This is a genomic window from Ferrovibrio sp. GW821-FHT12E11, from assembly GCF_058806975.1.
On record NZ_JBXAQG010000001.1, the window covers coordinates 2,315,838 to 2,339,164 of the forward strand.

General features: G+C 65.6%; 25 protein-coding genes. 9 read left to right on the top strand and 16 right to left on the bottom strand.

Annotated elements, in window-relative coordinates; all coding sequences use genetic code 11:
• Nucleotides 1–99: 99 nt before the first annotated feature.
• The 5 genes from AC1ROT_RS11615 (at nucleotide 100) to AC1ROT_RS11635 (ending at nucleotide 3,586) form a co-directional block, all read left to right on the top strand.
• Nucleotides 100–519: a rubrerythrin family protein gene (locus tag AC1ROT_RS11615; RefSeq protein ID WP_492973622.1), complete on the top strand. Its 420-nt coding sequence runs from the start codon at nucleotides 100–102 to the stop codon at nucleotides 517–519.
• A gap of 101 nt (nucleotides 520–620) precedes the next feature.
• Nucleotides 621–1,985: a (Fe-S)-binding protein gene (locus tag AC1ROT_RS11620; protein ID WP_492999145.1), complete on the top strand. Its 1,365-nt coding sequence runs from the start codon at nucleotides 621–623 to the stop codon at nucleotides 1,983–1,985.
• Nucleotides 1,985–2,572, top strand: a complete 588-nt coding sequence (locus AC1ROT_RS11625; RefSeq protein ID WP_492999147.1) for a DUF3501 family protein — start codon at nucleotides 1,985–1,987, stop codon at nucleotides 2,570–2,572. Before AC1ROT_RS11620 ends, AC1ROT_RS11625 begins: the two co-directional genes overlap by 1 nt.
• 82 nt (nucleotides 2,573–2,654) lie before the next feature.
• A complete protein-coding gene (locus AC1ROT_RS11630) occupies nucleotides 2,655–3,077 on the top strand; it encodes a hypothetical protein (protein ID WP_492973619.1) in 423 nt (140 codons plus the stop codon).
• 77 nt (nucleotides 3,078–3,154) lie between these two features.
• Nucleotides 3,155–3,586, top strand: coding sequence for a VOC family protein (locus AC1ROT_RS11635; RefSeq protein WP_492999148.1), 432 nt, complete (start codon nucleotides 3,155–3,157; stop codon nucleotides 3,584–3,586).
• A 3-nt stretch (nucleotides 3,587–3,589) separates the two neighbouring features.
• On the opposite strand, the gene AC1ROT_RS11640 is transcribed toward AC1ROT_RS11635, so the two are convergent.
• The 4 genes from AC1ROT_RS11640 to AC1ROT_RS11655 form a co-directional block, all read right to left on the bottom strand.
• The gene (locus AC1ROT_RS11640) at nucleotides 3,590–6,244 is read right to left on the bottom strand and encodes an ATP-binding protein (protein ID WP_492999150.1); all 2,655 of its coding nucleotides are present in this window, start codon (nucleotides 6,242–6,244) and stop codon (nucleotides 3,590–3,592) included.
• A complete protein-coding gene (locus AC1ROT_RS11645; RefSeq protein ID WP_492999151.1) occupies nucleotides 6,225–6,986 on the bottom strand; it encodes a response regulator in 762 nt (253 codons plus the stop codon). Before AC1ROT_RS11645 ends, AC1ROT_RS11640 begins: the two co-directional genes overlap by 20 nt.
• A 92-nt stretch (nucleotides 6,987–7,078) precedes the next feature.
• Nucleotides 7,079–7,942, bottom strand: a complete 864-nt coding sequence (locus AC1ROT_RS11650; protein WP_492999152.1) for a hypothetical protein — start codon at nucleotides 7,940–7,942, stop codon at nucleotides 7,079–7,081.
• Nucleotides 7,943–7,955: 13 nt separating this feature from the next.
• Complete coding sequence (locus AC1ROT_RS11655; RefSeq protein ID WP_492999154.1) at nucleotides 7,956–8,963, bottom strand: hypothetical protein; 1,008 nt, start codon at nucleotides 8,961–8,963, stop codon at nucleotides 7,956–7,958.
• Nucleotides 8,964–9,176: 213 nt separating this feature from the next.
• Between AC1ROT_RS11655 and AC1ROT_RS11660 the strand changes: the two genes are divergently transcribed.
• Together AC1ROT_RS11660 and AC1ROT_RS11665 are read left to right on the top strand one after the other, a co-directional pair.
• On the top strand, nucleotides 9,177–9,785 hold the full coding sequence (locus AC1ROT_RS11660; protein ID WP_492999157.1) for a pyridoxamine 5'-phosphate oxidase family protein: 609 nt from the start codon (nucleotides 9,177–9,179) through the stop codon (nucleotides 9,783–9,785).
• A gap of 11 nt (nucleotides 9,786–9,796) precedes the next feature.
• Entirely contained in the window at nucleotides 9,797–10,441 is a 645-nt protein-coding gene (locus AC1ROT_RS11665; protein ID WP_492999158.1) for a glutathione S-transferase family protein, read from the top strand.
• Here the strand turns inward: AC1ROT_RS11665 and AC1ROT_RS11670 are convergent.
• The 6 genes from AC1ROT_RS11670 to cobA all read right to left on the bottom strand — a co-directional run bounded on the left by AC1ROT_RS11670 (nucleotide 10,438) and on the right by cobA (nucleotide 15,178).
• The gene (locus AC1ROT_RS11670) at nucleotides 10,438–10,965 is read right to left on the bottom strand and encodes a group III truncated hemoglobin (RefSeq protein WP_492999160.1); all 528 of its coding nucleotides are present in this window, start codon (nucleotides 10,963–10,965) and stop codon (nucleotides 10,438–10,440) included. The genes AC1ROT_RS11665 and AC1ROT_RS11670 overlap by 4 nt on opposite strands.
• Nucleotides 10,966–11,032: 67 nt before the next feature.
• Nucleotides 11,033–11,584, bottom strand: coding sequence for an SH3 domain-containing protein (locus AC1ROT_RS11675; RefSeq protein WP_492973611.1), 552 nt, complete (start codon nucleotides 11,582–11,584; stop codon nucleotides 11,033–11,035).
• Nucleotides 11,585–11,725: 141 nt separating this feature from the next.
• Entirely contained in the window at nucleotides 11,726–12,532 is an 807-nt protein-coding gene (locus tag AC1ROT_RS11680; protein WP_492973610.1) for a GAF domain-containing protein, read from the bottom strand.
• Nucleotides 12,529–13,002, bottom strand: coding sequence for a PAS domain-containing protein (locus AC1ROT_RS11685; RefSeq protein WP_492973609.1), 474 nt, complete (start codon nucleotides 13,000–13,002; stop codon nucleotides 12,529–12,531). Before AC1ROT_RS11685 ends, AC1ROT_RS11680 begins: the two co-directional genes overlap by 4 nt.
• A 62-nt stretch (nucleotides 13,003–13,064) precedes the next feature.
• Nucleotides 13,065–14,321: a cobyrinic acid a,c-diamide synthase CobB gene (locus tag AC1ROT_RS11690; RefSeq protein ID WP_492999162.1), complete on the bottom strand. Its 1,257-nt coding sequence runs from the start codon at nucleotides 14,319–14,321 to the stop codon at nucleotides 13,065–13,067.
• Between the two features lie 35 nt (nucleotides 14,322–14,356).
• Entirely contained in the window at nucleotides 14,357–15,178 is an 822-nt protein-coding gene (gene cobA, locus AC1ROT_RS11695; protein WP_492973653.1) for a uroporphyrinogen-III C-methyltransferase, read from the bottom strand.
• Nucleotides 15,179–15,224: 46 nt separating this feature from the next.
• Here cobA and AC1ROT_RS11700 point away from each other — a divergent pair, with 46 nt between their 5' ends.
• A complete protein-coding gene (locus AC1ROT_RS11700) occupies nucleotides 15,225–16,325 on the top strand; it encodes a cobalt-precorrin-5B (C(1))-methyltransferase (protein ID WP_492999164.1) in 1,101 nt (366 codons plus the stop codon).
• Nucleotides 16,309–17,082 (top strand): cobalt-precorrin-6A reductase, encoded by a 774-nt coding sequence (locus tag AC1ROT_RS11705; protein WP_492999165.1) that lies wholly within the window; start codon nucleotides 16,309–16,311, stop codon nucleotides 17,080–17,082. Before AC1ROT_RS11700 ends, AC1ROT_RS11705 begins: the two co-directional genes overlap by 17 nt.
• Nucleotides 17,083–17,125: 43 nt before the next feature.
• Here the strand turns inward: AC1ROT_RS11705 and cobM are convergent, their stop codons facing one another.
• The 6 genes from cobM to AC1ROT_RS11735 are packed head-to-tail and all read right to left on the bottom strand — an operon-like array spanning nucleotide 17,126 to nucleotide 23,317.
• On the bottom strand, nucleotides 17,126–17,896 hold the full coding sequence (cobM, locus tag AC1ROT_RS11710) for a precorrin-4 C(11)-methyltransferase (RefSeq protein WP_492999167.1): 771 nt from the start codon (nucleotides 17,894–17,896) through the stop codon (nucleotides 17,126–17,128).
• Nucleotides 17,893–19,698: a precorrin-3B C(17)-methyltransferase gene (gene cobJ / locus AC1ROT_RS11715; protein WP_492999169.1), complete on the bottom strand. Its 1,806-nt coding sequence runs from the start codon at nucleotides 19,696–19,698 to the stop codon at nucleotides 17,893–17,895. The genes cobM and cobJ overlap by 4 nt, the downstream gene beginning before the upstream one ends.
• Nucleotides 19,695–20,414: a precorrin-2 C(20)-methyltransferase gene (cobI, locus tag AC1ROT_RS11720; RefSeq protein WP_492999171.1), complete on the bottom strand. Its 720-nt coding sequence runs from the start codon at nucleotides 20,412–20,414 to the stop codon at nucleotides 19,695–19,697. The genes cobJ and cobI overlap by 4 nt, the downstream gene beginning before the upstream one ends.
• A gap of 13 nt (nucleotides 20,415–20,427) precedes the next feature.
• On the bottom strand, nucleotides 20,428–21,630 hold the full coding sequence (gene cbiE / locus AC1ROT_RS11725; RefSeq protein ID WP_492999173.1) for a precorrin-6y C5,15-methyltransferase (decarboxylating) subunit CbiE: 1,203 nt from the start codon (nucleotides 21,628–21,630) through the stop codon (nucleotides 20,428–20,430).
• Entirely contained in the window at nucleotides 21,627–22,268 is a 642-nt protein-coding gene (locus AC1ROT_RS11730) for a precorrin-8X methylmutase (RefSeq protein ID WP_492973601.1), read from the bottom strand. The genes cbiE and AC1ROT_RS11730 overlap by 4 nt, the downstream gene beginning before the upstream one ends.
• Nucleotides 22,265–23,317 carry a sirohydrochlorin chelatase gene (locus AC1ROT_RS11735; RefSeq protein ID WP_492999175.1) on the bottom strand — a complete coding sequence of 351 codons (1,053 nt, stop codon included), beginning with the start codon at nucleotides 23,315–23,317 and terminating at the stop codon, nucleotides 22,265–22,267. Before AC1ROT_RS11735 ends, AC1ROT_RS11730 begins: the two co-directional genes overlap by 4 nt.
• Nucleotides 23,318–23,327: the final 10 nt, after the last annotated feature.

The window sequence follows — 23,327 nt, forward strand, 5'->3', positions numbered from 1 at the left end:
GCCGCGCTGTCCCCCATGGCAGCCGCATCAGACCGGGACGACCGCTGTGGGGCCCGTTCGGGGAACCCGCGGCTCAGGGGAATGCAAGGAGGACCAGCAATGCCCGCACTCAAAGGCTCCAAGACTCACGGCAATCTGAAAGACGCGTTCGCCGGCGAAAGCCAGGCCAACCGCCGCTATCTCTATTTCGCCCAGAAGGCCGACGTTGAAGGCTACAACGACGTTGCCGCCGTCTTCCGCTCGACCGCCGAAGGCGAGACCGGCCATGCCCATGGCCATCTCGAATTCATGGCCGAAGTCGGCGATCCGGCCACCGATCTGCCGATCGGCGAGACCTCGAACAACCTGAAGGCCGCCGTCGCCGGCGAGACCCACGAATACACCGACATGTATCCCGGCATGGCGAAGACCGCCCGCGAGGAAGGCTTCGACGAGATCGCCGAATGGTTCGAGACGCTGGCCAAGGCTGAAAAGAGCCATGCCGGCCGCTTCCAGAAGGCGCTCGACACGCTGGGCTGATTTCCCGGCCCTGGTGACGTAACGATCTGCGGAGCGCATCGCCCCAAGCTGGCGCTCCGCAGATGACCAGCACGTTAGACGCACCCATCCGGGGGACTACCATGCGCGAAGGCAGCCTTGAGGCGCCGGTCCGGCATCCGCTCGACTGGAACAATCCCGATTTCTACGACCTGGAAAAACTCGACGCCGAAATGCGGCGCGTGCTCGACATTTGTCATGGCTGTCGCCGCTGCTTCAATCTCTGCGACAGTTTTCCGCGCCTGTTCGATCTGGTCGATGCCTCGCCGACCGGCGAACTCGATGAAGTGAAGTCGGCGGACTTCAAGCCGATCGTGGATGCCTGCACGCTCTGCGACCTGTGCTACATGACCAAGTGCCCCTATGTGCCGCCGCATGAATTCCAGCTCGATTTCCCGCATCTGATGCTGCGGTATCGCGCCGCCGAACGGCATCATGGGCATAAGGATGCGATTGGCGACCAGCTCTCGCAGACCGATCGCAACGGCAAGCTCGCCGGCCTGGTGGCGCCGATTGCCAACTGGGCCTCCGAACGCGGCAACGGGCTGACCCGTCCGGTGATGGAAGCCGTCACCGACATCCATCGCGATGCCGAGCTGCCGAAATTCCACTCGAAAACCCTGGTGGCGCGCGCCAAATCCGAGCCGGCGGCGGTGAACCGCGAGGCTCCCGCCTTTGGAAAACGCAAGGCGGCGATCTACGCCACCTGCTTCGGCAACTACAACAATCCCGATATCGGTGTCGCCGCGCAGAAGATTCTCGCCCATAACGGCGTCGACCTGCGGGTCGAATATCCCGGCTGCTGCGGCATGCCGCGGCTGGAGCAGGGCGACATTGCGGATGTGGCCAAGAAGGCCCGCGTGGTGGCGGAGGCGTTTTCGCCGCTGATCGACAAAGGCTACGACATCGTGGCGCTGGTGCCATCCTGCGCGCTGATGCTGAAATTCGAATGGCCGCTGATTCTGCCCGACGACCCGCTGGTGAAAAAACTGGCCCAGGCTACCTTCGACATTTCGGAATACATCGTCGACATCGCCAAGAAGCATGGCCTGGCGCCGGGCCTGAAGCCGCTGGAAGGCGGCGTCACCCTGCATCTGGCCTGCCATGCCCGTGCCCAGAATATGGGTAACAAGGCGACCGAGATGATGAAGTTGATCCCGGAGATGAAGCAGGGCCAGGACCTGGCCGTGATCGAGCGCTGTGCCGGCCATGGCGGCTCATGGGGCGTGCGGAAAGAGTTCTTCGAGGTCGGTATGAAGGTGGGCAAGCCGGTCATGCGCACCGCGGTGAAAGAGAACAAGGCGCATATCGCGTCGGAATGCCCGCTCGCCGCCATCCATATCCGCCAGGGCATGGAGCGCGAGGGCAAGGATAAAGAAGGCTTCACCCTGCCGGCCAAGGCCGATCATCCGGTGGAGCTGTTTGCAAAGGCATATGGGTTGATCTGATGAACACCAAAACGACGATCACACGCGACGACATCCTGGCGATGCCGGACTTCGAGAAAGTCCGCAAGGACAAGCGTGCCGAGATCGTCGCCATCAAGAAGAACCGCCGCGTCGGCGTCGGCCCGTTCTGCACCTTCTATTTCGAGAATTACGCCACCATGTGGTGGCAGATTCACGAAATGCTGTTCATCGAGAAGGGCGGCGAGGAGCAGATCGCCGACGAGCTGCATGCCTATGCGCCGTTGATCCCCAAGGGTGCTGAACTGGTCTGCACCTTCATGATCGAGGTGGACGATCCGGTGCGCCGCCCGGTGCTGCTGGGCCAGCTCACCAATATCGACCAGATGGTGGTGCTGGAATTCGGCGGCCACAAGGTGAAGGCGATTCCCGAGGACGACGCCGAGCGCAACCGCGAGGACGGCAAGACCTCCTCGGTGCATTTCCTGCGCTTCCCCTTCACGGCCGAACAGGTGGCGGGCTTCAAGGCGGCCGACCGCGTGCTGCTGGCCATCGAACATCCGAGTTACGGCCATATCGCCGTGATCCCGGAGCCGGTACGCGCCAGCCTGGCGCAGGATTTCGCCTGAGCGGCTTCGACCATTGGGGGGTATTATACCGGTACGGCTGGTATAATATGGGCCGGTCGTCCACGGCCGCGCGAGATGGGTTATGACGCCCGAATCCTACGTTCTGCTCACCACCATCCTGCTGCTGTTCCCGCTGGGATACCTGTTCCTCGCCTGTCCGGCCTTCCTGCTGGTGCGCTTCACCATTCCCTCGGTGCCGCGGCTACTGCGCGCCATGTTCCGGGGCTATTTCTGGATGCTGCTGGTCACCAGCCCGCTGGCGCTACTGGCCTATGCGGTGGCGGGCAAGGCCTGGCCGGCGCTTGGCATGCTCCTGCTGGCCAGCTGCACGTTCTTTGCCCATCGCTGGTTCATGCGCCATTTCGACACGGCGCTGCAGGCCCGGGATGAAGGCGATGTGGCCGCGGTGACCCGGCTGCGCCGGCTGCATGTCGCGGGCATGCTGGTCAACGGCGTGGTGCTCAGCAGCGTGATCGCCGGGATTCCCTACATCACGGCAACCTGATCTTTGCCGTTTCGTCCGGAGCAAAAGGCCGTGTCGCGGGTTATCTGCGGCAGGGCATTCCGCTCCGGAGGAAACACATGCAGTTCCATCGTGGCCGACTGATCGATCACATCCAGCTGGTGGTCCGCGACCTGGCGGCAGCGCGCAAATTCTACGAGGCGGCCTTCGGCGCCCTGGGCCTGAAGATCGGGGGCGAGGGCCCAGGCTTCTTTTTCGTCGACGAGCTGTATGTCAGCACCGCCGAAGCCCATGCGGATTTCCATCTCACCGGCCGGGCGCATATCGCTTTCCAGGCCGCCGACGAGGCCATGGTCAAGCGCTTCCATGCCGCCGTGCTGGCTGCCGGCGGCCGCGACAATGGCGCGCCCGGTCCGCGCGACAAATACCATCCCGGCTATTATGCCGCCTTCGCGCTTGATCCCGATGGCAACAATATCGAGGCGGTGTTCCACGGCCCCGCCACCCGTTCGGCGCCCAGCGTGGTCATCGCGGCGGATCTGCCGTCCTGATCGTTACGGGATACAGCGCGCCAGGCTGCGCGACCACAGATCGCGCAGGCCAGGCAGTCCATCCAGGATGCTGTTGCCGTTGCGCTGGCGTTGTTCCAGTGCGGCGGCCTCATGCGACACGGCTTCCAGTCCCACGGCACCGGCCATGCCGGCGAGCCGGTGCAGCAGTTCGGCACGCTGCATCGGTTGCGCCTCTGCGATTTCCTGCAGCAGATTTTCGCTGGCGTCGCGGAAGCGCCGCAGCGCCACGACCCAGCTGGCACGCCCAACCTCGCCTGCGACGCGGAGTTGCAGCGCATAGTTGACCCGGCGCGGCGCGGTCTCGATGGCCTGCTGCAGGATGGCGTTCAGACTGTCCAGACCCAGCGGCTTCTGCAGGATATCGAAGACACCGACAGCAGCCAGACGCTGCCGCACGGTTTCGTCGACATGGGCGCTGAGCGCAATGATGGGCAGGTTGGCCTTGCGCTCGTCGCCCAGGTGACGGATGCGGCGCGCCAGTTCGAAGCCGTCGATTTCCGGCATCTGCAGGTCCAGCAGCACCAGGTCGAGGGCATCCTGCTCGACATGCCGGATCGCCTCGCCGCTGCCGCAGCTGCGCAGGATATGGCCTTCGCTGCGCAACAGGGCTGCGCCGGTTTCCCGGTTGAGCGCCAGATCGTCGACCAGCAGGATAAACTGGCTGGCCACCAGGCGATCGGCGGGCGCGGCGGAGACCAGCGGCAGGGTCAGGGTGAAGCAGCTGCCTTCACCTGGCGCGCTATCCACGATCAGGTCGCCGTCCATGGCCCGCGCCAGGTCGCGCGCGATGGATAACCCGAGGCCGCGGCTGCTGCCGCCCGCAGCCGCCGTCTGGCCAGCACCTTCGATGGCCGTCCCGCGCCGGTATGGGGCAAAGATAATGCCCTGTTCGGCGGCCGGAATGCCTGGTCCGCTGTCGTGCACGGCGATGGCCAGACGCGGCGCGGCCGGCGAGGGCAGCGCGCTGGCGGTGACCGTCACCTCGCCGCGCGGCGTGAATTTCACGGCATTTTCGACCAGGTTGAACAGGATCTGCTTCAGCCGTAGCTCATCGCCGATCACCGAATGCGGCAGGGCCGGGTCGATGTTGATGCGCAGCCGCAGCCGCTTCTCCTCGGCGCGCTCGCGCACCAGGTCGACGGCTTCCTGCACGCAGTCCTGCAGTGCCACCGGCCGTTTCAGGATGGTCAGGTTGCCGCTGCTCAAGGAGGCGCGGTCGAGCAGGTCGGAGATCAGCGCCAGCAGGATCTTGCCGGCACGGCGGATGGCGGCGAGCCGCAGGCGCGCGGCTTCGGTCAGGCTGCGGTCATCGGGCATGGCAGCCGCACCGAGGATGGCATTCAGCGGCGTGCGCAGGTCGTGGCTGATGGCGGCGAGGAAATCCTGCTGCGCACGGCGCTGCGCCTGCGCCTCGATCTTTTCGGCCTGCAGCAGGCGGATGCGGGTGGCCAGCGCCTGGGCCGAGAACAGCACCTCCCAGCTTGCCGTGATGAAACCCACGAACAGAATCATCCCGGTGAAGGGCACAAAGCCGAAATAGGCGGCCAGTGTGTAGAAGGTGCCGGCGATATAGGTCAGCCAGCCGACCAGAAACCAGCGGGCGCCGGCGACGCGATGCCACATCGCCAGAAAGCCGGCGGGGAAGATCAGGCAATAGCTGACGACCGCGACGAGATACTGCCAGTCGGGTCCGCGCAGCCAGGCGCGCTGCAGGTCGGGCCAGGGATGCAGCACGATGATCGGCAGGATCAGGGCGAATCCGGCGATACCGCAGACCAGCAGCGCCGTGCTCAGGCGCGGCGCGAAGTCCCGCACATCTAGCAACGCGCGCGTTAGCAGGGGTGCGATCGCCACTAGCGCCATCGACGATGCCTTGTAGAGCAGCCGCGTATGGTCGGTGAAACCGAACAGGTCGGCGAAGACGCCATAGAGATTGAGCCAGAAGACCAGCACCGTGGCGCAATGCAGGCCGTACCAGAGATAGGCCATGCGGCCGATGCCGGTGCCGATCACCATGGTGTAGATGCCGGTGGCGGCGATCAGGGCGACCGCCAGAGCGAGAACCGCCTGGTGTCGGATCGCCCAGACGGTCCAGGCGTCGCGGCTGAGGATATCGGCCACCAGCGATCCGAAACCCAGGGCGTTCAAGCGCAGCAGCACGATCCGGGCCTCACCCGGTGGAACCGCGACCTGGAAGCGTTGGCCGACGCCGATCTCGGCGCCGGTTTCGGGCAGGGCCGCGCGGGCGTCCAGCCGTCGCGCCACCGACAGCAGGGTGCCGGTATCATCGAGCACGACAAGTTGCGGCAGGTAGAGCGGATCGGTATCCATCCGCAGCATCCAGTCCGTCAATGTGCTCTGATTCACCAGCCGGACGGCCAGCCAGAGCGCCCTGTAATCCGGCCATGGCGCCGGCGCCGGCGCGGCCTGCGCGAAGGCGCGGCGCAGCAGTGCCGGATAGGCCGGATCGCTCTCGCCGGCGGGGTCACCGTCATAACGCGCCGCCTGCACCATCAGGTCGATCAGTGTGCCATCGCGCAGCGTCAGCGTGGGAATCTCCTGCGCCCGTGCCGGCGTCGCCGCCAGCAGTAGGAGCAGCGGTAGCGCGGCGAGGAGGTCAGTAAGTCGGCGCGGCAAACACATAGCCCTGGCCATGCACCGTCACGATCAGCTGGGGCGGTCGCGTATCGTCGCCCAGTTTTCGGCGCAGGCGCGAGATCAGCACGTCGATGCTTTCGGCCGACATGCTGCGCGCGCCGTCGCTGACCATAGCGATCAGATGGCTGCGCGGCGTGAGGCGTTTGGGCCGCTGCACCAGGCAGGCCAGAAGCTGGAATTCGCCGCCGGTCAGGCGCACCTCTTCGCCCTGCGGCGAGAGCAAGCGGCGGGTGGCGAGGTCGAACTGCCAGCCCTGGAAGCGGATCACGTCGCTGTCGTCGGGCCGTGTCCACAGCGCCATGCGTCGCAGCAGGCTTTTCACCCGCGCATGCACCTCGCGCAGGTTGAACGGCTTGGTGATGTAGTCGTCGGCACCGATCTCCAGACCGATCACGCGATCGGTGTCGTCGGCAAGCTGGCTGATCAGGATGATGCCGATGCTGCTCTGGACGCGTAAGGAACGGGTGATATCCAGGCCGTTGCGGCCGGGCATGCGGATATCCAGCAGGACGATATCGCAGGGCGCAGCGGCGATCTGCGCCTCGACATCGGCGCCACTGTCGGATTCCGCCACGTGATAGCCGGCCTGGCGGAAATAGCTGCAGAGCAGATGCCGCGTGACCGGATCGTCATCGACGATCAGCAGCCGGCCTTCGGTTTCGGGCGTTACGCTGACGGCCTCTTCCGCCGCTGCGCTGCTAACTGTTTTGACTGGGTCCATCTTCCCGGGTCTGTGCTCTCTCAGAGCCTGTGCTCTCGTGCCGCAAGCCTGACAGACTTCCCCGCGGTTGCAAGGTCTCTGGCAGCATGCCGTCAGATGCAGCCGACGCCCGGGCTGTAGAACTGGCCCGGCGGGCAGAGACTGGTCGAGACGGTGCCGCCGCCGCCGAAGGTGCCGCTGCCCGGGATGAAATCAGGGTTCAGGCCGAGCTGCGCGAATATGTCAGCGAAAAACGGGTTGGTCTGAAATATCTCGAGCGCGCCGGCGAATTGCTGCAGCGCGGTTTCAATTATCTCGGAAAACTTGGCATCGAATCCCTGCAGCCCTTGGGTATTGAGCGCTGGCTGGGCGCCCTGCGTAAGGAACGACGGGGGGTTCTGGAAAAAGGCCTCGGCCTGCTGGAGTTCCTTATGCATCTGCACCAATGTGGCTGTCATCGAAATGCCCGCGGTCTGACTGACCGTCGCCAGGTCGATCATCATGCTCGTGTCGGCCGGCTTGCCGAAATATGACTGATACATCTGCAGTAGCTGCTTCTGTTGCTCTGTCTCCGTGCTCTTCATCTCCGACGCCTGCTGCGTCGGCTGTATCTGATCTTCTACCTGCACGGCCTTCGCCTCCTGCGTCGGCTGTGTCCCCTGCACCGGCTGCGATCCCAGCTGCGGCATCTGTGTCGGCTGCGACGCCGGTTGCGTCTGCTGCTCTACCTCCACGTTCTTCGCCTGCTGCGTCGGCTGCGACGCCTGCTGCACCTGTTGCTGCGCCTCCAGAATCCGCTGCTGAAGTTGCTGCTGTGCCTGCGACGCCTGCTGTTGCAACTGCTGGAATTTCTCCTGCATCTGCTGCATGGAGGAAGAGTTACCCTGCGCATAAACGGGCAGAGACAGGCATGACAATGCCAGCGCTGCAGGTATGCAGAGCCACCGGGTCGTTCGGATCATCGCGCGAATCGTCATTGTTCTTCTCCGCTCAGAATCGTGCCGAAAGCCCGACCGATACGACGTGAGAGTTGTAGCTCTGGCGGTCGATATTCGAATCGGTGTCGGTATGGCTGTAACGCGCGAAAGCCGTCAGGCTGCGCACGACGTCCTGTGTCAGCTGCCGGTAATAGCCGACGGAGCCGCCCCAGATGCGGTCTTCGCGTGTGATGGCGGTTTGCACCAGGTCGGGACCAGAGAAATCGTAGCGGGCATAGCGGAGCGAACCCTGGATCGACTCCCGCGCATTGAACTTCCAGGTCAGGCTGGGCGAAGCCTCGACGAACCGGAAGGTTTGCGCGGCGATTTCGGCGTTGTTGCGGCCGAGCGACAGGGCGAAAGCGGTGTCCAGCGGCAGATCCTTGAAGCGGTGGCGCGGCGTGACGGACAGACCGAACATGTTGCTGTCGAGGTTCTCCGACTTATCGAAATTGTATTTGGCGAGGTCGAGGCTGGTGGTCAGCGTGGTCTGCATGTCGAAGCGGCGCGTATAGGCCATATTCATATGCGGCCGCCAGTAATAGCCGTCGTAATCGCCGGTCGCGAGCGCACGGGTCATGCCGGTGTTGAAGGAAAATGCATTGTAGATATCGACCTCAACCCTCGCGCCGACGCTGAACGCGTTGGTGAGGAAGTTGAATTCGTCGTTGTCGAGGTAATTGATGGAGTGCAGGTTGTAGTCGAAATCGATCAGGGATTGCGGGCTGACCGAATATATTGCCTTGGCGCCCGCCGCGGTGACGGCGCGCTGGTCGGATACGCGGCGCGGTTTGAAGGTCGTGCTGTCGAGCACTGTGTTCGAGGCCAGGCCCGTCACATGCTCCAGCGTTTCCGAAGCATGGGGCAGCACGATCAGGTTGCCGACCATCATCGGGAAGTTCTTGGGCAGCGGCGGCAGCTTCGGGCTTTCCTGCGCCATGGCCAGGCCGGCAGGCAGCAGGATCAGCGCCGCAAGGCTGGCGCCGGTGAAGCCTGCACTCCAGGCAAAACGTGTTGTCACGGCATGTCCCCCACTGTCGGTCCGGGCGCCGCAGGCGGCGCTCAGACTGCAGTAGGGGCAGCCGGGAAAGGCCGCAATTTCAAATCGTTGCTTGTCCTGAACGGCATCTTTCCGGTATCTGAACAACTTCTGAACGTCGCCGGCATCCGCAGCCTTGGGCCGAGGATTGATCCGGCGGCATTGCACCGGCACGATGCCGGCTGGAGGTTCCCCATGTCCGTCCTTGAATCCGAAGCCGCCCTGCGCGACTGCTATGCCGAACCGAGCGACACCGTTCAGCGGAAAATCATTCCGCGCCTCGACAAGCATGCCAAAGCCTTCATTGCGCTGTCGCCCTTCCTGGCGCTGTCCACCAGCGGGCCGGACGGCGCCGACTGCTCGCCGCGCGGCGATGCCCCGGGCTTCGTGCATGTGGAGAATGACAGCACCCTGCTGCTGCCTGACCGGCGCGGCAACAACCTGATCGATTCCTTGCGCAACGTCGTGCAGCACCCCCATGTCGGCCTGCTGTTCCTGGTGCCGGGCATCAACGAGACGCTGCGCGTCAACGGCACGGCGAAAGTGATCACCGATCCGCAACGGCTGGCGCCGATGACGGCGCAGGGCAAGGCGCCGTCATCGGCGCTGGAGATCACGGTGCGCGAAGTCTTCTTCCATTGCGCCAAGGCGATGATGCGGTCGGACCTATGGAACCCCGAGAAGCATGTGCCGCGCAGCAGCTTCCCCAGTCTGGGCAAGGTGATCGCCGATCAGGTGGCGGGCGTCGATCTGGCCGTGGTCGAGGCCAGCATCGCCGATGGCTACAAGAACCGCCTCTATTGAGGGCGCGCGGGATGCCGGCCTATCGGCTGCACTATTTCCCGGAATCGGGTAACAGCTACAAGCTGGCCCTGATGCTGACGCTCTGCGGCCAGCGCTTCGAGCCGGTCTGGACCGATTTCGGCGGCGGTGTCACGCGCACGCCGGCCTGGCGCGAAGCCGTCAACCCGATGGGCGAAATCCCGGTGCTGGAGGCAGACGGCGTGCGCCTGACCCAGACGGCGCCGATCCTGCTCAAGCTGGCGGAGCAGTACGGAAAATTCGGCGGCACGACGGAGGCGGAAAAATTCGAAGTGCTGCGCTGGCTGTTCTGGGATAACCACAAGCTCACCGGCTACATGGCGACCTACCGGTTTCACCGCACCTTCACACCCAATCCCGATTCGCAGGTGCTGAAGTATTTCCGCCGGCGCCTCGACGATTTCCTCAGTATTCTTGAGCAGCATCTGCAGGGCGCGCCCTTTGCCGCGGGCGCAGAGCCGACGGTGGCGGACTTTTCGATGATGGCCTATCTACATTATCCGGCGGATGAAACCGGCTACGATTTCGCCGTCAGCCATCCGGCCATTCATGCCTGGCTGCAGCGGATCGCGGCTCTGCCCGGCTGGCAATCGGCTTACGATCTGCTGCCAGGCCAGCGCCTCACGCATTATGTCTAGGCCGGTTTGACCGGCTCGCTTTGCACCGGTTCACTTTTCACCGGTCCGAGCCAGTCGGGTTCCTGGCCGCGATGGAAGCGGATGCCCATCACGAAGGACTGGGCGATCTTTTCGGCGCGATTGACAAACAGCGCCGCGGCTTCGGGCGGACAGAGGTCGGCGACCGTTGCGCGGAACAGGTCGAGCCAGTGATTGAAATGCGGCTCGTCCAGCCGGGGCATGCCCTGCTCGCCGCGTTTGTAATCCAGCATCAGATGCGCCGCCATCGGCCGGCCCTCGTAGCGGCCGGTCATCAGCAGCACCGATGACCAGAAATCCACCATCTTGGCCAGATGATGATCCCAGCGATCCTGGATCGCACCGTTGAAAATCGGTCCGAGCAGGTCGTCGCTGCGGATGCGGTCGTAGAAGCCATGCACCACCGCCCGCACCATCGCCTCATCCACGCCGGCATGGGCACCGGGCGAAATGGCGGCGCGGCGCGCCTGGCGCTGGGCAAGAGTGGTATCGTCGTCGTGGCTCATGGCATTCAGGATAGGGCGGCAGGGCAGCCCCGATGCCGCGACGCGGTGTCGCAGGCCATCGCCAGCGTCAGTCGAAGGTTTCCTGAGGATAGAGACCCCAGAGGTGCTGGCGCGGAATCCAGCCGCGCGTGCCGGCGATCTCCACCTGGCACCAGTTCAGGTCCGGGCATTTGCGCACGCGGGCCTGCACGCCGGGTTCGGCCGTCAGCAGCACGTCGGTGGCCGTGTCGGCCTTCTTGAACAACGAGCGCACGGTGCCGTCGACCACGGCGAAGCGCTTGCCCGAGGTCAGGTTCTTGTGCACCCAGGTCTCGGTGCCGTCATGGTCGCGGATGCGACGCCAGTATTCGTATTCCGCCACCACTTCCACCGGCAGGCCGCGGCGCTGGTACTGCCAGGCGATCGGGTAGCGTGCGCCAGGGCCGGTGCGGGCATTCACCTTGTCCGACGACAGGCTGACGAAGCGCGGCAGCGGCAGGCCGGAATCGAGGCCCTTGTCGGGCACGGGGGACGCGCTGGCCGCATTGGGCGCCGTCAGGGTCGCGGCCTCGGCGGCCAGGGCTGTGGATGCCGGGCCGGCCAGAATCAGACAGAGGGCAAGGGCGAATCGCGACAGCATGAAAGCGGTGACTAACGCAGAACCGGCAAAGGAAGGGTTAAAGCCCGGACCAAATTGGCGAATCGGGCCAGCACTGCGGATCGTAGCAGCGCCCGAGTCCCGCGCAATACTGTTTCGGTGACGGTCCGCAGGCCGCCAGATTCAGGCCGGCGGGGCCGCCGTGACGATGAAACCGTCGGGATCGCGGTAAACCACCAGGCCGCTGGGCAGCGCCGGATGCGGCAGTGTCGTCTCCCCTGCACCGGAGGCCAGCATGGCAACCGGCGACCAGGACAGGCCCAGCGCAGCGGCGGCGGCATCGCCCTCCGACGGCCATGCCGGGCAGAGTGCGGCGAAGGCATCGTTGAAGAAGGTCAGGCGGCCTTCCACATCTAGCAGGGCGACCGGGCCCGGCACCGCTAGCAGGGCGCTCTGGTGCCGCTCGACCGCCTGCCGGGCCTGGTCGACCTCGCCGCGCAGGGCGCGCAGCGTGATGGCGCCGAGTGCCATCTTGGCCAGGTTGGCCAGCCGCGCGCATTCGACCAGGCCGAAATCATGGCGCGGTCGCGGATCGAAGATGCAGACCGTGCCGATGGTATAGCCGCTGGGCAGCAGGATCGGCGCGCCGGCATAGAAGCGCACGAAGGGTGATCCGGTGACGGCGGGATTGTCGTGGAACCGCTCGTCCTCGCGGGCATCGGGAATGACGAAGACGTCAGACTGCAGAATGGCATGGCCGCAGAAGGAGGTAGCGCGGGGGCCTTCGGCCGTATCGAAGCCAATGCAGGCCTTGAACCACTGGCGGTTTGTATCCACCAGGGTGATCAGGCAGCTTTCGGTGCGGAACAGCGACTGCCCCAGATTGACGATGGCGTCGAAATCCGGCTCCGGCGGCGTATCGAGCAGCGGCAGCGCATGCAGTGCAGCCAGGCGATAGGTGTCGTTCTCGGGGATCGGAGCCTCGATCATGCGGCGGCCTTCTTCCAGTCGATGCCGGTCAGGTCATAGACGGCATGAACAATGCGCACATGCAGCCGCGTGTCGCTGAAGGGCAGCAGCAGCAGTTCGTAGTCGTAGGCGCGCGCCGCCGACACCAGGCGGCTGCGGCGCACTTCGGGTTGTCGGCTGGTGACAATGCGATGGAACGGCTGGCTGACCGCCGTGCGCATCACAGGCGAACGCAGGTCGCTGAAGCTGATGCCGGAGCGGAAATCGGACATAATGGCCGTCAGGTCGCTGCCGACATGCTTGCAGAGGGGCGGACCCACCTGCGGGAACATCACCACGACTGTCTGGCTGTCGGCATGTTCCACGCTGTCGATGCGGGCGAAGTCATTGTAAGTCGTCACCACCGGCATCAAATGACTGCCGCGATAGTGAATCCAGTCCTGGTGCAGCTGCCGCAGTTTCGGTGAAAGAATATCGATCCAGTTGATCATGCAATGCCAGTGAGAACGACCGGATCACAATTCTAGTCCACTCATCTATTCCGGCAAGTCGTTCATTCCCGGTCGATCAAATGCAGGTAGCTGCCGCAGACGCTGCCCTGCCGGCAGCCGGCGGGGCCGAGATCGGCGCCGACCGCATCCTGCAGGCTGAACAGCGCCTGTGCCGGATCGATGTCGTCGACCTGCACCGAATAGTGGAATTCATGGCCGCGGAAACGGCTGCCTTTCGGGCCGAGCGCGGTCTCGGCCAGGGTGACGATGCGGCGATAGCCCAGGCTGCGCCGGCGCTCGGCGAAGCTGGTCGCCACCGGCAGCAGCCCGGCCATGGCATGGCTGTGGCCGGTCGCATCGGTCAGGCTGCGGCCCAGCAGCATGAAGCCGCCACATTCGCCATAGATCGCCACGCCGCGGCCCGTCGCATCGTGCAGGCCGCGCATCAGGGTCTGGTTCGCCGCCAGGGCACCGGCATGCAGTTCGGGATAGCCGCCGGGCAGGATGACGGCATCGGCTTGCGGCGACGGCGCCTGATCCTGCAGCGGCGCGAAGAAACTCAAATCCGCACCCTGGTCGCGCCAGCCCTGCAGCAGATGCGGATAGGCGAAGGCAAAGGCCTCATCCTGCGCCACCGCCATATGCTGGCCGAGTGGTTGCAGCGGCCGCAGCTTCGCCGTGCCGTCAATGGCCAGTGGCTGCAGCAGGGTATCCAATGCCGCGCGGTCGAGATGCCGGTGCAGCCAGTCGGCGGCGCGGTCGAGAAAAAGATCCAGACCTTCATGCTCGCCGGCCTGCACCAGGCCCAGGTGGCGGCTCGGCAGGGCGAGTTCGGTTTCCGCCGGCAGGGCGGCCAGCACCGGGATGCCGCTTTGCTGCAGCGCCTCGCGCAGCAGGGCTTCGTGACGGGGCGAGGCGACGCGGTTGAGAATGACGCCGGCGACTGCGACATCGCTGCGGAAACTGCGGAAGCCATGCACCAATGCTGCGGCCGACTGGCTTTGGCGCGCCGCATCCACCACCAGCATCACCGGCAGGCCGAGCCGCACGGCCAGATCGGCGGTCGAGCCTTCACCGCTGGCGGCGCCGTCGAACAGGCCCATCACGCCTTCGATCACCGCCACCTCGGCCTCTTCGGCGCCGGCGCGCAGCACGGCGGCAACGGTTTCCGCACGCATGGCATAAGGATCGAGATTGTAGCAGGGGCGGCTGGCGGCGGCGGCGCGATGGAAGGCGCCGTCGATGTAATCCGGTCCGGTCTTGAAGGCGGTGACGCTGCGGCCTTCGCGGCTCAGCAGGCGCAGCAGCGCCAGGGTCACAGTGGTTTTGCCGCTGCCCGACGCGGGCGCGGCGATTACGAGGCCGCTTGGCATGACGCGACGGGGGTTGGCATCGCCTGCAGGTCGCTGCTGCCGAAGACCTGATGCAGGTTGACCACCTCGCCGACCACGAGCAGCGCCGGCGGTTCGATCTGCGCGGTCTGTGCCTCGGCCACCACGCGGTCCAGCGTGGAGGTCAGCACGCGCATCTGCGGCAGGGTGGCATGGCTCACCAGGGCCGCCGGGCGGTCGGCGCTCAGACCCGCATGACGCAGCTTGGCCACCAGGATATCCAGATGCTTGATCGCCATGTAGATCACCAGCACCGGCGAGGCGCGCACCATGGCGGCCCAGTCGACGCTATCGGGCACTTCGCCGCTGGCGTTATGGCCGGTCAGGAAGGTGACGCAGGAGTTGGTGTCGCGATGCGTCAGCGGAATGCCGGCATAGGCCAGGCCGCCGATGCCCGCCGAAATGCCGGGAATGACGCGGAAGCCGATGCCGGCCTCGCGCAACGCCAGGGCTTCCTCGGCGCCGCGGCCGAAAACGAAGGGATCGCCGCCTTTCAGCCGCAGAACGCGTTTGCCCTGGCGCGCCAGCTCGACCAGGCGGATGGAAATATCACGCTGCTTCGGCGAGGGCTTGCCGCCGCGCTTGCCAGCGTATTCCAGCACCGCGGCCGGCCGGGCGCAGCGCAGGATCGCTTCGCCGACCAGCGCGTCATAGACGACGACATCGGCCTGGTTCAGCGCATTCACCGCATGCAGGGTCAAAAGCCCCGGATCGCCGGGACCAGCGCCGGCAAGCCAGACCTGGCCGGGCGGAAAAACGGGCATGTCGAGGGCGGGCAAATGCATGGCGTGAGGGTACACCGCACGGTCGCCGGTGTATACTTCGCCTCCCATGACGGACCTCTCGCCGGATAAACCTCTGCGCCGCGGCTGGACCACGGGCGCCTGCGCCACCGCGGCGACGGCGGCTGCCTATCAGGCATTGTTGACCGGCGTATTCCCCGATCCGGTGACCATCACACTGCCGAACGGTGAAACGCCCAGCTTTGCGCTGGCGACCGAACAGCAGGGCGACGGCTGGGCCCGGGCCGGCATCGTGAAGGATGCCGGCGACGATCCCGATGTGACGCATCAGGCGCTGATCGTTGCCAGGGTCTCGCGCGGGTCACCGGGCAGCGGCGTGCAGTTCCGGGCCGGCGAAGGTGTGGGCATGGTGACGCTGGCCGGCCTGCCGCTGCCGCCGGGCGAACCGGCGATCAACCCGGTACCGCGCCGCATGATGGCCGCGGTGGTGCAGCAGGTTGCCGCCGCGCATGGCGATGCCGGCGATGTGGAAATCGAGATCGCGGTGCCCGGCGGTGCGGACCTGGCGAAACGGACCTGGAATCCGCGGCTCGGCATAGTCGGCGGCCTGAGCATCCTCGGCACCACCGGGATCGTCGTGCCGTTTTCCTGCTCGGCCTGGATTCATTCGATCCATCGCGGCGTCGATGTGGCGGTGGCCGCCGGTCTGGATCATGTCGCCGGCTGCACCGGCTCGACCTCCGAGGCGGCGGTGCAGACGCTCTATGGATTATCCGATCAGGCGTTGCTCGATATGGGCGACTTCGCCGGCGCGCTGCTGAAATACCTGCGGCAGCATCCGGTGCCGCGGCTGACCATCGGCGGCGGTTTCGCCAAACTGGTGAAACTGGCGCAGGGCCAGATGGACCTGCATTCCGGCCGCAGCCAGGTCGATGCCGAAAGCCTGGCCCGGTGGCTGGGTGAGCTGGGCGCCTCCGCCGATCAGGTGGCGCAGGCGCAGGCGGCCAATACGGCCCTGCAGGTTCTGCAGATGGCGCAGGCCGCCGGTCTGCCGCTCGGCGATCTGGTGGCGCGCCGGGCCTGCGCCGTGGCCCAGGGCATCGTCAGTCCGGCGGCCATCGTCATCGATGTCGTCGCCGTGGATCGTGCCGGCAGCATCGTCGGGAGAGCGCATGGCACGCCAGCGTAATCTCCTGCTGCTCGGCGGCACGGCCGAGGGGCTGCGGCTGGCGCGCGAACTGGCGGGCCATGCGAAAGTGCGCTGCATTTCCTCGCTGGCCGGCCGTACCGAGAATCCGCAGGTGCCGCCGGGCGAGGTGCGCATCGGCGGCTTCGGCGGCATCGAAGGCTTGAGCAGCTATCTGGTCGCCGAGAAGATCGACCTGGTGCTGGATGCCACGCATCCCTTCGCGGCCCAGATGGCGCGCCATGCCCACGAAGCCTGCACCGCGCTGGGCATTCCGCGCGCCAAGCTGGTGCGGCCGCCCTGGGTGGCCGCGCCGGGCGATCGCTGGACCCTGATGCCAAGCGTGGCCGCGGCGGCGGTGTTCCTGCGCTTCCATCCGGCGCACCGGATTTTCCTCACCGTCGGCCGGCAGGAACTGGGGCCCTTTGTGCCGCTGGGCGGCGGCCTTGCATCGCATGGCAATGCCCGCTGGTTTCTCACCCGCATGATCGATCCGCCAGCCGCGGGGCTCGCACTACCGGCCGGTGAACTGGTTCTGGGCCGCGGTCCCTTCTCGCCCGATGACGAGAAGGCGCTGATGCAGCAGCACCGCATCGATCTGCTGGTGACCAAGAATTCCGGCGGCTCAGCGGCCAAGGTGGCGGCTGCCGCCGAACTTCATCTTCCCGTCCTGATGATCGAACGCCCGCCGCTGCCACCGGGCGAAGCGCTCGATTCAGTCGGCGCCGCGCTGGGCTGGATTAACATCGCGGCATTATAACAGCATCTGTCATGCCAACGCGAAAGCGGTGGCATGACAGATGTTATTTTTTCGTCTTCCCTGGCCGCAGCACATGCACATGCTTCGGGTCATACAGCGCGCTGTCGCTGAAGGCAGTATCCTCGCCCAGCACGTGGCCGACCAGGATCAGTGCCGTGCGGGTGATCTTGGCCGCCCGCACCTTCGGTGCAATATCCGAAAGCTGGCCGCGGATGATTTCCTGGTCCGGCCAGGTGGCACGGACGACAACGGCGACCGGACAATCGGCCCCGTAATGCGGCGTCAGTTCCTCAATCACATGTTTCATGTTGCGGATCGACAGATGAATGGCCAGCGTGGCCTTGGTCCTGCCGAAATTGGCCAGCGTCTCGCCAGCCGGCATATCCGATGACTTCATCGCCGTGCGGGTCAGGATCACGCTCTGCGCCACGTCGGGCAGGGTCAGTTCGGTCTGCAGGATCGCGGCGGCGGCAGCGAAGGCAGGAACCCCGGGCGTGATGGTATAGGGAATGTCGAGTTTTTTCAGCCGGCGGATTTGTTCGGCGATGGCGCCGTACAAAGACGGATCGCCCGAATGCACGCGCGCAATATCCAGGCCTTTGTCATGCGCCGCGACGATCTCGGCCATGATCTCGTCCAGGTTCAGCGGCGCGGTGTCGATCACGCGGGCCTTTTTCGGCGCCAACGCCACGACTTCCGGCGGCACCAGCGAGCCCGCGTAAAGGCAGACCTTGCAGGCCTTGATCAGTTTCGCGCCCCGCAGCGTGATGAGGTCCGGCGCGCCGGGGCCGGCGCCGATGAAGTGGACAGTCATTCCGTGAACTTCTTTTCGTAGCCGCGTGGCGTATAGGCAAAGCGGCGGCCATCAGGCATGGCTATCGCCCTGCTGGCCGACGAGCCGACCAGCACCACCGTCAGCATGTCGACCGCGTCGATGTCGAGCGCAGCCAGGGTCGTCAGGGTGATGCGTTCGCCCTCGCGGCCCAGATTGCGGGCCAGCACGACGGGCGTGTCCTGCGGGCGATGCTGCAGCAGGATGTCTTTCGCCAGTTCCAGCTGGTGGCGGCGGCGCTGCGACACCGGATTGTAGAAGGCGATGACGAAATCGGCTTCGGCTGCGGCCTTGATGCGCTGGAGAATGGCTTCCAGCGGCGTCAGCAGGTCGGACAGCGAAATCGTGCAGAAGTCATGACCCAGCAGCGCGCCGGATTTCGCCGCTGCGGCCTGCAAAGCAGAGATGCCGGGCGCGACCTGTACGGCGAGCCGCTGCCAGTCTTTGCGTTCCGGTCCTTTCTCCAGCAGGGCGAAAACCAGCGTTGCCATGGCATAGATGCCGGGATCGCCCGAGCAGACCAGCGCCACGCGCCGGCCACTTGCTGCCAGATCGAGGGCGGCGCGCACGCGCAGCTCTTCCTCGCCCAGCTCGTAGCGATGGAGCGTCTTGCCAATGCTGAGTTCGGGGTAGAGATCGAGATAGAGGCCATAGCCGACCCAGTCGGTGGCCTCACTCAAGGCGATCCGTGCTTCCGGTGTCAGCCATTGCGCATCGCCCGGGCCGGTGCCCACCACATGCAGCTCGCCGCGCATTTTTCCACGCGTTGTCCCGTCGAAGGGCAGCGGCGCCAGCGCAAAGGCACAGGTGGCGCGCTCGGATTTCTGCTTGGGCACCAGGAGGATGCCGTCCGGTCCGGCGGCAGCCAGCGCCGCGCCTTCCGACACGCCATGCACGCCGACCTCGGCGAAGACGGCATCCGAGGGATTGGCCAGCCGCGGTGCCTCGGCTTCCAGCGTGGCGGCATCGAAAACACGGAAGGGCACGTCGAACCATTTCGCCAGTTCCTGCATCGCCGGTTCGTCGGCTTTCAGGTCGAGCGAATAGATGCCGGCAATGCTGTCGCGGGCAATCTCTTCGCGATCCAGAACGCCCTGCACCAGGCGGATCAGTTCGACGGGTTTGCAGTTGCGCTCGCAGCCGACGCCGATGGCGACACTGCGCGGGTGATAGACCAGGTGATTGGCGTTGCCTTCGACGGCTCTGTGCGTCACCTCGATCAGCATGGTGCCGTCATCGCGGATCGGCAGGCCGCTGTCGCGCAGCCAGGGCGCTTCCCCTGCAATGCGGATACCGGTGCCGCGCAGGAGATTGGCCATCAGGCCCTTGGCGTCGTCGGGATTGGCCAGCCTGTAGCCTTCGGGCGGTTCGTCCAGTCCCAGACCGAAGGCCAGGTCGCCGGCGGTGGTGACGGCGGCGATGCCCTGCAGCACGCTGGCGATGCGGCGGCTCAGCAGGTTGGCGCCGTGATGGCCGCCCAGCAGCGGCACCACGCTGGAGCCATCGGCCGCCACCGCGATCAGCGGCGGCTCGCTGCGTTTGTCGGCCAGGGTACCGGCCACCGCGCGGATCAGAATCCCGGCGGCGCAGATGCCGATCACCGGGCGTCCGGCCGCGAAGAGCTGCGCCATGGTCTCCGTGGGCTTGCCGATGGGGAGCGCATGGACGAGCGCCGCATCGTCGGGCGCGTAAACGTCCCAGGCCGGAAACGCCGTCATCAGTGCCTGTGCCGTTCCCCGCGCATTGGGGGTTAGCAGCACCAGCGCCGGTTTACCTATGCTCAAGACTGGAACTCCATGAAATGGCTTTCGCCCTTCTTGTGGATCAGGATCATGGCGAAATACGGGATGCTCTGCGGGTCGACATCGTCGAGCGGCAGGATGCGCTGCTCGGCCATGGTGGCGCGTTCGATATAATGCGCGCGGCTGCTCAGGCCAAGCTGCCGCAGCAGGGCGACGATGCGTGGCCCGTGACGACCGAGCTTCAGGATCGCGGCCGCATCGGTGTGCAGCAGCTTCTGCGCAATGGTCTCGTCATCCAGCGGCGCCGGGATCACCGTCAGCACGTCGTTGCGGGAGACCAGGGGATGCTTCAGCGCTGCAGAGCAGGCATTCAGCGACGACACGCCGGGCACCACCTCGACCGGGAAGCGCTCGGCCAGTCGGCCGAACAGATACATGAAGGAGCCGTAGAGGAAGGGATCGCCCTCGCACAGCACGGCAATGTTGCGGCCGGCATCGAGATGCGCGGCGAGGTCCTTGGCGGCCTGGTCGTAGACGGCCTGGGCCGGGAAACGCGCCACCGTCAATGGCATGCGGATCGCCACTTCGGTCTGGCCGCCTTTCAGATGCGGCGCAACGATTTTACGCGCCAGGCTGTCGCCGGTTTCGGGGGCGGGATAAGCCACGACATCTGCGCTTTGAAGAAGCCGCAGCGCCTTCAGCGTAATCAGCTCGGGGTCGCCCGGGCCGATGCCGAGGCCATATACGGTGCCGGTCATGCCTTGCCAATCTTCAATCTTTTACAGCGCACCACTGCGTCACCGGGAACATCGCGTGCCAGCCATGGAAGCGGCCGACCGGCTCGGCGCGCTGCACCGAAAAGCGCGCGAGATCGCCACCATGCGTGCTGCGCGCCTGCGTCAGGATACTTTCGCCTTCCAGCGTCACCACATTGGCAACGATCCGTCCGCCGGGCTTCAGGGCGTCCCAGCAGCGTTCGATCACGCCTTCCGCCGTCACGCCGCCGCCGATGAAGACGGCGTCGGGTGGCGGCAGGCCATCCAGCGCAGCGGGCACGATGCCATCGCGGATATCGAGATCGGGCACGCCAAGCTGGGCGGCATTCTGGGCGATCATGCTGCGGCGCGAATCCTTGCTCTCGATGGCAATGGCGCGGTTACGGTGATGGCTGCGCATCCACTCGATCGAGATCGAGCCCGATCCGGCGCCGACATCCCACAGCAGCTCGCCCGGAAATGGCGCCAGCCGCGCCAGCGTCACGGCGCGGATCTCGCGTTTGGTGATATTGCCGTCATGGAGATAGAGATCGTCCTCAAGGCCGGCGAGCCGGGTCAGGCCCGGGCCGTCGTTGAGCTGCAGCGCGATGGTGTTGAGATCGGCGCAGGCGCCATGGGGCCAGCCCTTCGCCCTGCCGGTCAGCACGCGCTCCTGCGCGCCGCCCAGATGCTCCAGCACCGTGATTTCGGCCGAGCCGAAACCGCGCTTGTCGAGATACTTCGCCACCTGCGCCGGCATGGCGCCATTCTCGCTGAGGATCAGCAGCCGCGCCTGCGGATAAAGCTGTGCCGCCAGCAGGTCGAGCGGACGGCCGTGTAGCGTGAGACAGGCGACGGCATCCAGCGGCCAGGCCAGTTTCGCCGCCGCCAGCGCAAAGGCGCCGGGATGGCTGACGATCACCAGCTCTTCGGGTGGCACACGTCTGGCCAGCGTCGCGCCGATGCCGAACCACATCGGATCGCCGCTGGCCAGCACGCAGGTGCGTCGGCCCTTGTGGTCCAGGATGCGGTCGGCTTGCGCCAGCAGCGGCGAGGCCCAGGCGATACGTTGCTGGCCATCACGAACCGGCACCATGGCGAGATGGCGCTCGCCGCCGATCAGCAGATCGGCGGTCTCGATCAGTGTGCGTGCGGCGGATTTCAGGCCGTCGAGGCCGTCTTCGCCAATCCCGATCACGGACAGCCATGGTGTCGTCATGCAGGGTCCCAGGTCGCAAGGGCGTTGATGGCCGCCGCCGCCATAGCGCTGCCGCCGCGCCGTCCCTTCAGTGTCGCATAAGCCACGCCCTTGGGCGACGCCTCGATCAGCGCCTGTTTGGATTCCGCGGCGCCGACGAAGCCGACCGGGAAGCCCAGGATGGCCGCCGGCCGGGGTGTGCCGGGGTCCTGCAGCAGTTCCAGCAGCCGGAACAGCGCGGTCGGGGCATTGCCGATCACCACCACGGCGCCGTCGAGATGGGGAAGCCAAAGCTCGACGGCAGCGGCTGAGCGGGTGATCTGCCCAGTCTGGCCGATCTGGCGTGCTTCCGGTGTGTTGAGGAAGCTCAGCACACGGTTATCGGCTGGCAGGCGCGAGCGGATCACGCCATAAGCCACCATGTCGACATCGCTTAAGATAGGCTTGCCGGCGCGCAGCGCGTCATGCACGGCCTGCGGCAGATCGTCCGTCCACACCAGGTCGGGCAGAATATCCGGCATGGCGCAGGCATGGATCAGCCGCAGCGCCAGCTCGTCGATACCCGGCGGCAGATGCGCCAGATCGACTTCCTTGCGGATCAGCTCGAAGCTCAGGCGATAGATCGCATCCGGATCGCGCAGATAGTCGTAGCCGGTCATTTCACAAGCGTCTTCGGACCATGCGGATGATCGGCATGGGGATAGGGATGATGACCATGGTCATGAGACGCATGATCGTGATGGTCGTGGCTATGATCGTGCCCGTGCCCGTGCCCGTGCCGTTGTCCGTGATCGTGTCCGTGGCTGTGCCCGGTGCCGATGCCTTCCACATGATGGTGGTGGCTTTCCTGCGCCAGCCCGACCTCGTCCTCGAAGCCGAGCACCTGGGCGCGGTATTTGCACATCTGGCAGTTCATGTTGTTGGTGCCGGCCAGAATCTCCGACACCCGGTCCTCGAACACCTCCAGCACCAGCGGGTGGTCGTTGAGATAGCTCGCCTTGACGAATTCGATCTCCGGATGCGCGGCTGCCGCGTCGTCGACCGCGCCGTAGATGCGGTCGACCAGGATGCCGGTGAACAGGAAATACGGAAAGACGATGACGCGTTTGTAGCCGAGTTTGGCCACATGCTGCAGCGAGGGCTGTACCAGCGGGAAGGTGACGCCGGAATAGGCGGTCTCGCCCCAGCCGAAGCCGAAGCCTTCCCACAGCATGCGCATCACTTTGGCCACATTGGAATTGGCGTCGGGATCGGAGGTGCCGCGGCCGACCACCACCAGCGCGGTTTCATGGCGCCCGATGCCGTCGCCTGCTGTATCCAGTGCGGTCTGCACCCGGTCGCCGGCGGCGCGAAGCATCTTCAGGTCGATGCCGAGGTCGCGGCCATAGGTGATGGTGATATTGTCATGCTCGGCCTGATACCGGTTGAGCACGCTGGGGATATCGTTCTTGGCATGGCCGGCCGCGAACAGCATGCCGGGCAGGGCGAGAATCCGCGTATTGCCCTTGGCGCGTAGCGCGTCCAGGCCATCACGGATGATCGGCGTGGCGAATTCCAGGAAGCCGTAATCGACATCGTATTGCGGCAGGCGCCGCTTCATATGCTCGGCCAGCGCCTTGAACTGGGCCACCGCCGCCTCGTCACGGCTGCCATGGCCGCAGAGCATCACGGCGGTTTTCTCGAAGGCGGATTTTTCCAGCGAAAACATGGGGCGTGGT

Bases quoted from the DNA above. Each gene is read 5' to 3' on its own strand.
- AC1ROT_RS11650 (WP_492999152.1), bottom strand. From the start codon at position 7,942: ATGACGATTCGCGCGATGATCCGAACGACCCGGTGGCTCTGCATACCT.
- AC1ROT_RS11645 (WP_492999151.1), bottom strand. From the start codon at position 6,986: ATGGACCCAGTCAAAACAGTTAGCAGCGCAGCGGCGGAAGAGGCCGTC.
- AC1ROT_RS11625 (WP_492999147.1), top strand. From the start codon at position 1,985: ATGAACACCAAAACGACGATCACACGCGACGACATCCTGGCGATGCCG.
- cbiE (WP_492999173.1), bottom strand. From the start codon at position 21,630: ATGACGACACCATGGCTGTCCGTGATCGGGATTGGCGAAGACGGCCTC.
- cobI (WP_492999171.1), bottom strand. From the start codon at position 20,414: ATGACCGGCACCGTATATGGCCTCGGCATCGGCCCGGGCGACCCCGAG.
- AC1ROT_RS11705 (WP_492999165.1), top strand. From the start codon at position 16,309: ATGGCACGCCAGCGTAATCTCCTGCTGCTCGGCGGCACGGCCGAGGGG.
- AC1ROT_RS11670 (WP_492999160.1), bottom strand. From the start codon at position 10,965: ATGAGCCACGACGACGATACCACTCTTGCCCAGCGCCAGGCGCGCCGC.
- AC1ROT_RS11615 (WP_492973622.1), top strand. From the start codon at position 100: ATGCCCGCACTCAAAGGCTCCAAGACTCACGGCAATCTGAAAGACGCG.
- AC1ROT_RS11730 (WP_492973601.1), bottom strand. From the start codon at position 22,268: ATGACCGGCTACGACTATCTGCGCGATCCGGATGCGATCTATCGCCTG.
- AC1ROT_RS11660 (WP_492999157.1), top strand. From the start codon at position 9,177: ATGTCCGTCCTTGAATCCGAAGCCGCCCTGCGCGACTGCTATGCCGAA.
- AC1ROT_RS11735 (WP_492999175.1), bottom strand. From the start codon at position 23,317: ATGTTTTCGCTGGAAAAATCCGCCTTCGAGAAAACCGCCGTGATGCTC.
- cobA (WP_492973653.1), bottom strand. From the start codon at position 15,178: ATGCATTTGCCCGCCCTCGACATGCCCGTTTTTCCGCCCGGCCAGGTC.
- AC1ROT_RS11675 (WP_492973611.1), bottom strand. From the start codon at position 11,584: ATGCTGTCGCGATTCGCCCTTGCCCTCTGTCTGATTCTGGCCGGCCCG.
- AC1ROT_RS11685 (WP_492973609.1), bottom strand. From the start codon at position 13,002: ATGATCAACTGGATCGATATTCTTTCACCGAAACTGCGGCAGCTGCAC.
- AC1ROT_RS11665 (WP_492999158.1), top strand. From the start codon at position 9,797: ATGCCGGCCTATCGGCTGCACTATTTCCCGGAATCGGGTAACAGCTAC.
- AC1ROT_RS11620 (WP_492999145.1), top strand. From the start codon at position 621: ATGCGCGAAGGCAGCCTTGAGGCGCCGGTCCGGCATCCGCTCGACTGG.
- AC1ROT_RS11630 (WP_492973619.1), top strand. From the start codon at position 2,655: ATGACGCCCGAATCCTACGTTCTGCTCACCACCATCCTGCTGCTGTTC.
- AC1ROT_RS11635 (WP_492999148.1), top strand. From the start codon at position 3,155: ATGCAGTTCCATCGTGGCCGACTGATCGATCACATCCAGCTGGTGGTC.
- AC1ROT_RS11700 (WP_492999164.1), top strand. From the start codon at position 15,225: ATGACGGACCTCTCGCCGGATAAACCTCTGCGCCGCGGCTGGACCACG.
- cobM (WP_492999167.1), bottom strand. From the start codon at position 17,896: ATGACTGTCCACTTCATCGGCGCCGGCCCCGGCGCGCCGGACCTCATC.
- AC1ROT_RS11680 (WP_492973610.1), bottom strand. From the start codon at position 12,532: ATGATCGAGGCTCCGATCCCCGAGAACGACACCTATCGCCTGGCTGCA.